This window comes from Amycolatopsis sp. cmx-11-12 (assembly GCF_046269425.1).
Taxonomy (GTDB): Bacteria; Actinomycetota; Actinomycetes; order Mycobacteriales; family Pseudonocardiaceae; genus Amycolatopsis.
The window spans coordinates 222741-233689 of sequence record NZ_JADNQM010000001.1; the positions used below are offsets into that span (position 1 = coordinate 222741).

Consider the following 10949-nt stretch of genomic DNA (forward strand, 5'->3'; position numbering starts at 1 on the left):
AAGCCGGAAAAGAGAAATCAGGGGTGGTCGAGAATCATGTCCGCGGCGATGCGTTGCGGGTCCAGCACACCGGTGTAGACGCGAACTCCGCGAACATCGCCGTACCAGTAGTCGGATTTGTTGCCGGTCCAGGCACCTCTGCCGATGAGCAGCCCTTCGAGCGGGCTGGCACCGTTCCACCCGGTCACATTGGTCAGACAGACCGGCGTGTACTGCATTTCGTCCGTGGAGGCGGACAAGCACGACGTACCGGTGGTCGCGTCATACGTCCCGGTCAAATGGGTCCACACGCCGTCGGAGGCGTTACTGTCGGAAACCGCGAACCAGGCGAACGGATTCGTCGGGGTGGCGGTCGACGAACCCATCATCCAGCTCCACCGGCCCTGCCAATTGCCTGCCTGGTCCTTGATGCCCCGGTACCCGAGCATGAAGGGCGGGAACTGTGCGGAATCCATCCCGACAGCGGCACGGCCCACCTCGTCGACACCGGTTTTGTTGGCTGGGTTCGCCAGTTTCGCCGCGGCGACGTCCTCGGCGGTCCAACGGTGCCTCACCCACGCCTCGACCGTGAAACTGCGGTCCCCGCGGAAACTTTCCGGGCGTGCCGCCGCGATCTGCCCGGTTGCGGTCTTGTCGAACTTCGCGACGTTGACGCCGTCATCGCTCACCATGGCCGCGCCGCCCGAGACGACACCGGCCGCGCCGGTCACCCCGTCGGTTGTGCTGCCGTCGAGCTGGTAGTTCGCCCGGAGCACAGCGGTGTTCGCGAGTCCCGCGGTCTCGGCGGCGGGAAGTGCGCGGTCCCAGACCTGGACCTGGTCGATGCTGCCCTTGAAGTTGGGCGACGGCTGGCCGTGCCACCGCACCTGCCCGACGGCGAAGCCGCCGGTCGCGGTCCAGGCGGACCCTGCGGGAATGGCTGTCTGCCCTTCGAGAACACCGTTCACATAGATCAGCACTTTGGCCGTGGAAGTGTCGTAGACGCCGGTCAAATGTGTCCAGACACCCGCCTGCGGGATGCTGGTGGAGGACGCCCATCGATACGCGTCCCCATCGTCGTCGGCGGACGAAATCCCCATGATCCACCGGTTCGCGTCCGGGGAGTAGCGCAGCTGGAAGGCACTGGAGCGGATGCCGTCTTGTCCGGCCACGAAGTAGTAACCGTTGGTATCGGCCAGCTTCACCCACGCCGAAACGGTGAAACTCTGCGCGGTGTCGATCATCGGTGTTTTCGTTTGCCCGTAAGCGGTTCCGTTGCTGACGAAAGCCTGCCCGGACGACTGTCCGACCTTGCTCTCCGTGGCGGATTGCCCGGCGGAGTCGCTGTAGCCGGTCGCGAACCCCGAACCGGGAGCGAACGTGAGCGCACCGTCGTTTCCGGTCGCGTCCACCGTGCTGCTCTCGAACGCGTATTCACGGATGGCCGAAAGACCGGTCGGAACGCCGTTGTTCCCGTGCAGGGAAACGACTTCCGCCGCGGTCAGCGCGCGGTCGAAGAGCGCGACCTCGTCGAGTTTCCCGGCGTAGAGGTAAGTCCGCCCACCGCCTGCCTTTCCGCCGCCCGCGACCAACGGTCCCGCACCGCCGGAGCCGGTGGCGGCGACCGTGGCCTGCGCTTGCCCGTTCACGTAGAGCGTCGCCGTTTTCGCGGCGGCGTCGTACACGCCGGTCAGATGCGCCCATGTCCCTTCCGCCGGAGCGGAGGTGGAAAAAGCGGAACTCTGCGCGGGGTTGGCTTGAGCCGAATCGGCGATGCTGAAGGCCCACTTGCCGGATTCGTGGTACTGCAAGGCGAAACCGCTGCTTTGACTGCCGTCCTGGGACAGCACGACCCGCCTGCTGTTCAGCCCGGCCGGGTTCACCCAGGCTGAAGCCGAGAAGGACTTCGTCGTGTCCACCACCCGCGCACCGGTCGCGAAGTAGTCGCCTGCCTGGCCGGACAGGGCCGCGCCTTCCCCGATCTTCCCCTCGGTGAACGCGCCCCGACCCTCACCGGCGTAACGCAGGCCGGTCGCCTGGGAAGCACCGTCGCCTTCGAACTGCCAGGACGCGAGAGGCGCCGTGACGTCGCGGACGCTGAAGTTGTAGTCGACCCTGGTCGACGGGGTCTTCGCCCGGTTGCACGACCAGACACTCAGGACGTGCGTCCCCTTCGTCTGCGGGGCGATGGCGACGGTCGCGGGCCCGCTGTACGCGGCGGGTTTCACGGTTCCGGGCTCGGTCCCGTTGCAGGTGGGCGGCGCGGTGTTGTCGAGCTTCCACACGTAGCTTCCGACCGAGGTCGGAGTGTTGGCCACCGCGAAGGTGAAGTCACCCGCGCGGCCGGGGCCGCCTCCGAAGCTGCCACTCGGATACGTCTGGGACGACACCGATGGCGCGGCGGGAGCGGACAGCTGCACTTCGACCTCGCAAGCGCCCGCCCAGCTGGTTTCGCGGCCGTCGGTGACATGGGCGTCGAAGGAGTAGATCCCGTCCGCGTTCATCGACGCGGTGGACAAAGTGGCCTGAGCGTTGCGATTGGCGACGTTGGAGTCGCTCAGTACGTTGTCGACTCCGGCTTCACGACCGTCCCAGGCGTAGTTCCCGGTGCTCACCCAGCCCTTGTAGACGCGGAAACCGGTGTAGAGCATGCCGCCGTCCGGATCTTGGACGTTCGCCTTGACCACGTAACCGGTGCTGGTGCGGCCGAGCACCGGACGGATCCGCGGCATGCCCGGGACGGGCGGGACACAGGAATGCGTCGAAGTCCCGTTGACGATGGCGAGGTTGAACGGCGCGTTCGGACGCGAGTTGTAGGTGACCGAGAACCCGACCTGGGTGGAGTACCTCTTCCAGGTCTTCTGGTCGTTCTCGTTGGGCGAGACGATGCCGAAGGTGAAGGTCGGCCCGCCGGCGTTCACCAGGCTCACGATGGTCGGGAGGACGTCGAACCCGACGTTGGTCGGGCAGCCGCTCACGCCTCCGAGCCAGTTGCCCAGTGCCGGGCCGCTCCCGAACTTCAGCCCTGGAACGATCGGATTGGTCAGCACCACGTTGTTGGAGCCGCCGCAATCCTTCGAGTTGGTCACCGCCAGGTTGAGTTGCGCGGTGTAGATCAGCTTCCCAGCCAGGCCGCCGAGGTTCATCTCCACGAAGGAGCGCGCGGTCACGAGGTTTCCCGCACAGCTCGAGCTGGAGTCGTAGATGTACCCGGCCTTGAGCTGGTCGCCCGAGTCCCATGCCGCCTCGCCCGGCGTCTTCGAAGCACCGCAGGCGTGCTGGACCAGGTAGTGGTTGCGACCGCAGTTGGCGCAGTAGTTCGTCTGCCAGGTCGGGTCGACGTAGACCGGGTAGGCGGCGTTCGCCAGCAGGTCGGCGTCGGGGGTGAGGAGCAGCGCCTTACCCGAGATCTCGGTCGCGACCTTGGCCTGGCGCCCGCCCGCCGCGGGGCCGCGGACGAAATCCACCGAGCCGGGTTCGACGCCCGACGAATCCCACATCAAGGGCGCCTTGGCCAGGAAGACGTCGGCCCCCTTAGGGTCCTTGACCCGCAGAGCACCGTCGGCGTCCTTCGTGACCTGGCCGTTCTTCACCGGGAGACCGAGCTTGATCTTCGCGATGGCCGGGTTCTTCGCCGCCTCCGGCGTCTTGATCACGACGACCTCGTGGACCTTGTCCACGTCGACCTCGACCTTGAGGTCGATCCCGGGAAGGACCTCGGGGTAGGTGGCCGTGGCACCCGAAACCACCGGCTGGGGAAGCACGCCCGGCCAATCGAGCCCCACCGAGGTGCCGTTGGCGCTCAGTTGCAGCAGAGGCGAGGTCCCCGCGGTCTGGACGTCGCCTCGCCGTCCGGCGGACAGCGAGATGTCGGCCATCGCGGCCTTCGGCGACAGTGCCCCGTTCGGGCCGGAGCTCAGCGTCGAGTCCGCGGGCACCCAATCACCGTCACGAGGGACCCGGACCGGACGGGTGTTCTGCGTCCGTGTCAGGGAGCCGTCCGGGTTGGCGACAGTCTCCGATCGCTCGGAGGTCAGGTCGTCGATCCGGACCTTCTTCCGGCCCTCCTTGGCGAACTTCGTCGCGGACGCGGTGTCGGGAGCGGAATTCGGTACCGCCGACGGCGCTGGGGAAGCGGCTTCCACCGGAGATGCGAAAGCCGTGGCCGGGAGTACCCCGAAAGCCACGGCCAACACGACGATGACGACACCGAGACGCGATCTCAGGCACGACGATCTCACGGCTGTTCCCCCTCGTTTTGCGGGGATGTGCCACCCGCGCCCTGGTGAACTCTGTCCTATTCGGACGGGCGGGAAAAGCAGCCGAACAGCCTAATTCGATCATCCACGAAACAGCGGGGTAGAGCTCAGATCTCGTAGCCGTCCAGCACGGTCGGCGCGACCGGGGACAGGTGGTCGTCCCCGCGTTCGGTGACCAGGCCGCGTGCCATCCGGTACACCCGGAACTCGTTGTCGTGCGCGGGATCCTGGTCGTCCCAGACGTGCAGGAGACCGTACGAACCCGGTGCGAGGTCGCCGACGCGGGTGAACAGGTCCACCAGCTCGGTCCCGATCACCGTGCCGTGTTTGTCCATGCCACCCAGGTGCAGCACCGGCACCCCGGCGGCCCAGCGCAGGTCCACCAGGTCGCCGTCGTCGAAGTCGCGGACGGCGCGGTGCACCCGCTCGACGATGCGTTCGAGCAGCGCCGCGTCATCGTCACCGGAAGGGCTCGCTTGGATGGTCACCCACCCGTGGTATTCGAACACCCGCCTGAGTTTAGGCAGGTCCGGCCGCCAGCACCGCCGGCGCCCCATCGCGCCGCAGCACGTTCTTGAAAACTCGCTCGCCGTGCCGCTCGAAGGCGGGCACCAGCTGCTCGCCGTAGACGCACAAGGTCCGCTCCCACGGGTGCCCGAGCGTGCCGAAGCGGAAGTCGTTCGCCAGGAACAGGTGGTAGTCCGTGCGCGGGAACACCGGGACCGGCCACGGGTCGAGCGCGGCGTGCCGATGCGGGTAGAAGCGATACGACTGGTGCTGCCAGTGCAGCACCCAGACCCACTCGTCCTCGGCGACGCAGTCCTTCAACGCCGACAGCGCGACCCGGGCGACGTCGTTCTGCTCGACGGCGTACGGGCCGAGCCGGAATTCGGCCGACGACCGGTCGAGTCCCCCAGGCGCGAGGTCCCACGCGACGGACGGCGCGGGCTCACGGAAGCCCGGCCAGGCGTGCGAGTAGGTACTCGGCCAGAACGCGAGCTTGTCGTAGACCCAGTACCAAGCGGGCTCATCTGCGACCCTGGAGACGGCTTCCCAAGCGTTGTTCACGAGCGACCCTCGGTGGTTCGGCCGATTAAGACTGGGAAAGCTTCGTGTTCGGGGGGCCGAGTTGTCCAGCTCGTGGGCATACTCCGTGAAACTGTCACCTGATCAGGTGTCTTGCGCTGCCGCCGGAACCGTGAGAATGACGGTGCGTGAACGGCGAGCCCACCGAACGCGGGCTCGCCGTCGTTCGATCATGCGGCCGCCTCCCAAAGGCTCATGAAGGCCGAGGCCTCGCTCCGCACCCACGGCCGCACCTTGTCGCGATCACGCGGGGACAACGCGAACTCCTTCGAGCGCCGGACGTCGATCACCAGCGGACGACCGCCGGGACGCAGCTCGTCCATGGTCTGCTCCAGCAGCCACAGCACCATCTGCGCCGCGTCGCGGCTCAACGGTTCCTCCTTGAAGTAGAGCCAGGTCGCGTAGACCGGGCCGTCGCCCTTGCGCAGGCCGAGGTGCGGGTTGATGCCCACTTCGAGCGAGCCGAGCCGCCAGCGCGACCGGCCGACCTCGGCCAGGCGCAGGTCACGCCGCCCCACGTAGCGCAGCCAGCCGTTGGCGATTTCGGTGTAATGCGGCCGCGTGCGCTCGTCCGCGTTCTCGACGAGGGCACGCATCACTTCGCGATCCTGGCCGGAGATCCGCCCGGCCCGGATCGCGTTCGCGGCGCGGAGGTAAAAGTTGAACCCGCCCCGGGCCGGGTCCTCGTACTGACGGCGCCAGCGCCGGACGAACGAGGAACGCGAGGGACCCGAGCTCGTGCTGTACCCCACGAACGTGGGCAGGGTGATGTAGGCCATCCGTGTCCGCCTTTCGCCGCTGTTCCTGCTGTACAACGTCGATTTTAGAACACATGTACGACAGAAACCGGCGCCTTACGGGTGACTCCGGCCAGGAGGCCAAGGACCTTCGAGCAACTCGGCCGATTCTTCGAGGATCGGCACCTCGCAGACGTCACGCGGGGTGAGGTCGGTGGGGATCCAGTTGTCGAGCATCGCCGACCAGCGTGTGATCCCCCGCAGCGACGCCGGGGACCCGAGCAGCTCACCGACCTCGCTGACCAGCGCGCCACCGGCCGTTGGCGAGAGATCACCCTCGACCATGGCGGTGAGCCAGCCGTGGATCAGCAGCCAGCGCGCGGCCGTCGGGTCGGCGGGCAGGTCGAGGCCGAGTTCGTCGACGACCTGGCCGAGCGCCTTGTCGACGGCGTCTTCCCCGGACGACTCGAGCCCGGCGAGCAAGGCGAGAGAGGGTACGTCGAGTCCGGCGACGATCGCGTCCAGACCGGCCTCGACCAGGTGTGACGTGCGAACGTCACGTCCGGCGAGCCTGCCGATGGCCAGCTCGCGCAGCGCGTCGCGACACGCGTCGATTTCCGTCACCCGGCACTTCCCACGTCCGTCACCGTACCGCCGGGACCGGCCCGTCGCCTCTGACCAGCCAGAAGAGCATCACACCGAGGACATCCGCGGGGTGATGCGGACGTCGAGATCGGCTTCGAGGGCGTGAGCGAGCCGTTCCAGCACCGGAATGGTCGGGACGGTCCCTCCCGCCTCGAACCGCGCGACCGCGGACTGCGTCATCGTGGCCGCGGCGGCGAGCCTCGACTGGGACCAGCCACGCGCCTCGCGCATTTCACGCACCGTCTTGCCGAGGTCGTAGGCCAGCCTCGCGGCCTCGTACGCGTCAGCGGCGCCCGGCTCGGCCATCCGCCGCTCGCGAAGCCGCCGCCAGTCGGTCCGCTCGGCCATCGCTTTCACTCCCCACCGTGCTCATCGGTCGTATGCCTTCGAGCGACACATCGCCACATCGCCTTCCGCGCCCGCCGCATCTCACGCTGTCGTGTGTACGGCTCGCCCGACAACGCCCCTGTTCCGCGTGCAGTTCCATGGTGCCCATGTCATAGCTTCGATGCTATAAATGCAGGTCGAACCACTTCTGAGTGATCCGTTTGCCTCCCCGCAAACGATCCTCAGGTCATCGCCACTGAGCGGTCACTTCTCGATCAGGACTGAGGCTTGATCGTGAACGCCGTCCAGAGGTCTACGGCCTGCTCAAGGTCAAGGGCCGCGACCTTCTCCGGCGAGATGCCCGCCGTGTGAATGAGCCGGTTCGCCAGCCAGTCCGGCACCGGCTCACCCTGCGGCTCCGTCGCGACGACCACATCTCCTGCCAACCGCCCGAGCTTGGCGATCACGTCAGCGAGCCGCTGAAGTTCAGGGGCCGAGTCCGCCGCGTCCGCTACTCGCGAAGTCGCTTCCGCATAGACCTCGGCATCGGACCGGGCCCCGACACACCAGACCTCGCAAACCTCAATCGAGCCGCCCTCGTCAAGGCGATACACGATGCGCCAGTGATTGCGGCCGACCACCAACTTGCGAAAGCCCGTGAGGTTGCCGCCCAACGGGTAACCTGCTTCAGGATCATCGAGCAGGATCAGGACCTTCTTCAGGACCTTGGGAACCACGTCCGGGCCGAGACGACGCAGGTCGCCAATGGCCGCATCGGTGAAAGAGACTTCAGCCATCGACTACTCGTCGTCCTCGATTTCGGCGAGCGATTCCCGCGTATGCCCGAACGCAGCCAACACCTCATCAAGTGAGGTGCGCCGTCCCTTGTCCGCAACCGACCGAGCAAGCACCAACGCGAGATCCCGAAGATCCGCCGCCGCCTCCTCGATCTCGGTCAACCGCGCGATCCCGACGACTGCGGCCACCGGACGATGATGACGAGTAACCACCAGCGCGTCACCCTGCTCAGCGTCAGCGACCAAACCGGCGACGCCTCGCTTGGTCGCCTCGGTGACAGTCAGCTCGTGAGCGTCCTTCAAATCCACCATGACAAAACTATACAGAAATCTACACAGATTGTCTGCGTGGCGGTATGGAAGATCCGTGCTGGACCGGGTCGCGAGTGGACGCAAGAATGTGGAAAGACCACATCAACCACCCATAAGGGTGCATGCAACACTGGCTGCCCACACCCGGCGGCAGGGGGCTACATGAGCTGGCAGGACGAGCTTCGGCAGCTGGACGTCGAGCTGGCCGCGGGTCGCATCGGGCACGCCGAACACCGCCGGAAGCGCGACGAGCTCCTGGCGGAGGCCTCCGGCGGGACGATGCCGTCACCGGTTCCCTCACCGTTGCGACGTCCTGGCGGGGCGTGGCACAGCACCAATCCCGCCGCGCGGCCGAGCGAACTGCCTACCGTCGCGGTCCAGCAGCCTCAGCCGTACCAACAGCCTCAGCAGGCTTACGCGCCCCCGCCGCCGGAGCAGCGCACCCAGCCCTTCGAAACCGAGAAGCCCAAGCCGCGCGAAGAGAAGAAGAACGCCGTCCCCCGCATCGCGGACCACCGGACCACCGCGCCCTCGCCCGCAGACATCAATCCGACGGTCTACTTGCGCGCCGAGCCGCCTCCGGCGAAGAACAAGCCCTCGACCCGTCAGCTGAACCGGCCGCTCCCGCCGCTGACCCCGGAACCGGGGCCGCGGCACAGCCCGCCACCCGAGGAGTACGCGGTCGTCGGCAAGCGCAAGCCGGCTTGGCTGTTCATCGGCGCCGGCGTGCTGGTCGTGCTGGCGCTGATCATCGGCGGAACGCTGTGGCTCGGCTCGTCGCCGTCCTCGAACGTCGCCGAGCAGCCGTCCGCGCCTAGTGTGGCCCAGCCGCCGGACGGGCTCACGCCGTCCGGCCAGCCCGACAGTGCCCAGACGCCGTTGGAGGACAGGCTGCCCGCGCTGCCGGGAATACCGTCGAAGGACAACTCGACGATGTCAGTCGCGAAGGGCGTCGAGCTCAACCTCTACTCGAAGGCCGCGGCCGACTACCTGGCGTCGAAGAACGTCGCGTCGATCACCTACAAGGGTTCGAACGAGGGTACGAACGGTTACCTCGTCCTGGTGGTCCCGGCGAACGACGCGAAGGATGCCGCCGCGATCGTCAAGTACTTCCGGGAGAACTCGATCAACGCCGGATTGCGCGAGCAGCGCGTCGGCGATCGGTTGGCGCTGGTCGGCGCGAACAAGAACGGCCAGCTCAGCGGAATGGGTTACGTCTCCGGGACGATGGCCGTGACGACGTGGGTCTCGCAGCCGCTCGGCGGCGATTCGCAGGCGCTCGACACCCGTTTGGAGCAGACCCTGACCTCGTTGGACACCGTTCTCCCGGCGAGCTGAGAAGCGCAGGTCGCGGAGAGATCACGATTCGACCCGCGGGGGCGAGCCGAGTCCGGGCAGTGCAGAATGTGCGAGGTCACCGCAGTGGTGGTATCGCGACGGCCGGGAGCGTGTTTCCCGCCTGAAATCGGATAAGGGGGCCGGTGGTGTCCTGGCAGGAAGAGCTGCGCAATCTGGACGAAGAGCTCGCGTCGGGACGCCTCTCCGCGGACGATTACCGGCTCCGGCGCGACCAGGTGCTGTCCTCGGCGGTCGCGTACGGCGACCCCGCCCAGCAGCAGGTCCAGCAGCCGCAGCCCTTCCAGCAGCAGCAGCCGCCGCCCGCTCCGCCGCAGCAACCGCAGGCGCCGCAGCAGTCCGGCCAGCCCAGCAGCGCCGACTCGACGCAGATCATCGCGCCGGTGAACCAGCCGTCGCCGGGCGGCGAGGGCGAGCGCACCCAGGTCGTCCCGAACTGGCAGCAACAGCAGCAGGCCGATCCGAACCGCACCCAGGTCGTGCCGCCGGTGGCGTCGCCGCCGGGCGGCTTCCCGCAGCAGGGCCATTCGTCCCCGGCGGGTGGCTTCCCCCAGCAGGGCCAGGCCTCTCCCGCGGGCGGATTCCCGCAGCAACAGCAGCAGCACGGCTACCAGCAGCCGCAGCAGCAGGGCTGGACCGACAACGACGCCAGCCCGCCGTGGGGTGGTTCGGACTTCCCGCCGATCTCGCCGGTCGGCAGCACGGAGTGGGTCAAGCAGGGCCCCGAGCTGTTCGAAGACAAGCCCAAGGGCAAGGGCGGCAAGATCGCGATCATCGCGATCGTCGCCGTGCTGGTTCTCGGCGGTCTGGGTGTCGGCGGCTACTTCGCCTTCAAGGGCGGCGGTGACGAACCGACGGACCCGACGGCCCAGCCGCAGCCGACCCAGTCCCAGAACGCGCCTCCGACGTCGTCGGCCAAGCCGAAGACGCCCGAAGAGCTGCTGTTCGAGAAGATCCCGGAGCAGTCCGGCGAAGAGGACTCGAAGAGCGGCGCGATCCCGGCTGCCCAGCTCGCCGCGATCACCGGGATGGAGAAGGCCGAGGCCGATCTGGTCATCGCCGCCGGTGTGAAGCAGGTCGCGTACCGCGGCTCGCAGAAGCAGCCGGACGAGACCGGGCCGCAGGCCGCGAAGATCTCGGTCACGGTCATCCCGCTGACCAGCCCCGGCGCCGCCGGTGACCTGGTCAAGCAGCTGCGCCAGTACCAGACGAGCAACGGGTTCGTGCAGATCACCGAGCCGCTGCCGGGGATGCCGCCGAAGCTGAACTTCCAGAAGAAGATCGACGGCGACAAGGGCAGCTACCGCGGCACCTGGATCAGCGGCAACAACATCGTCCGGGTGGACATCCTGCAGAACCCGCTCGGCGGCGAAGACGGCGAGAAGGCGTTGAGCGGCACGTACCAGCGTGCGGTGAAGAAGACGCTGGAAAATTACGCCGTCACCAGCTGA

At 67.5% G+C, this 10949-nt stretch carries 10 protein-coding genes; 2 read left to right on the plus strand and 8 right to left on the minus strand.

What is annotated here, in order from left to right; all coding sequences use genetic code 11:
• Positions 1 to 17: 17 nt before the first annotated feature.
• The 8 genes from ACLARN_RS01090 to ACLARN_RS01125 all read right to left on the minus strand — a co-directional run bounded on the left by ACLARN_RS01090 (position 18) and on the right by ACLARN_RS01125 (position 8142).
• Complete coding sequence (locus ACLARN_RS01090; RefSeq protein ID WP_409489402.1) at positions 18 to 4124, minus strand: LamG-like jellyroll fold domain-containing protein; 4107 nt, start codon at positions 4122 to 4124, stop codon at positions 18 to 20.
• A gap of 221 nt (positions 4125 to 4345) precedes the next feature.
• Complete coding sequence (locus tag ACLARN_RS01095; protein ID WP_409489403.1) at positions 4346 to 4747, minus strand: immunity 7 family protein; 402 nt, start codon at positions 4745 to 4747, stop codon at positions 4346 to 4348.
• Positions 4748 to 4757: 10 nt separating this feature from the next.
• A complete protein-coding gene (locus ACLARN_RS01100; protein ID WP_409489404.1) occupies positions 4758 to 5306 on the minus strand; it encodes a DUF2716 domain-containing protein in 549 nt (182 codons plus the stop codon).
• 188 nt (positions 5307 to 5494) lie between these two features.
• Positions 5495 to 6103 (minus strand): hypothetical protein, encoded by a 609-nt coding sequence (locus ACLARN_RS01105; RefSeq protein WP_409489405.1) that lies wholly within the window; start codon positions 6101 to 6103, stop codon positions 5495 to 5497.
• Between the two features lie 75 nt (positions 6104 to 6178).
• Positions 6179 to 6685 (minus strand): hypothetical protein, encoded by a 507-nt coding sequence (locus ACLARN_RS01110; RefSeq protein WP_409489406.1) that lies wholly within the window; start codon positions 6683 to 6685, stop codon positions 6179 to 6181.
• A gap of 69 nt (positions 6686 to 6754) precedes the next feature.
• The gene (locus tag ACLARN_RS01115; RefSeq protein WP_409489407.1) at positions 6755 to 7054 is read right to left on the minus strand and encodes a multiprotein-bridging factor 1 family protein; all 300 of its coding nucleotides are present in this window, start codon (positions 7052 to 7054) and stop codon (positions 6755 to 6757) included.
• A gap of 254 nt (positions 7055 to 7308) precedes the next feature.
• A complete protein-coding gene (locus ACLARN_RS01120) occupies positions 7309 to 7830 on the minus strand; it encodes a type II toxin-antitoxin system RelE family toxin (RefSeq protein WP_409489408.1) in 522 nt (173 codons plus the stop codon).
• Between the two features lie 3 nt (positions 7831 to 7833).
• A complete protein-coding gene (locus ACLARN_RS01125) occupies positions 7834 to 8142 on the minus strand; it encodes a type II toxin-antitoxin system prevent-host-death family antitoxin (RefSeq protein WP_409489409.1) in 309 nt (102 codons plus the stop codon).
• Positions 8143 to 8304: 162 nt separating this feature from the next.
• Here ACLARN_RS01125 and ACLARN_RS01130 point away from each other — a divergent pair, with 162 nt between their 5' ends.
• Entirely contained in the window at positions 8305 to 9480 is a 1176-nt protein-coding gene (locus ACLARN_RS01130) for a hypothetical protein (protein ID WP_409489410.1), read from the plus strand.
• A 143-nt stretch (positions 9481 to 9623) separates the two neighbouring features.
• Complete coding sequence (locus ACLARN_RS01135; protein ID WP_409489411.1) at positions 9624 to 10949, plus strand: flagellar basal body-associated protein FliL; 1326 nt, start codon at positions 9624 to 9626, stop codon at positions 10947 to 10949.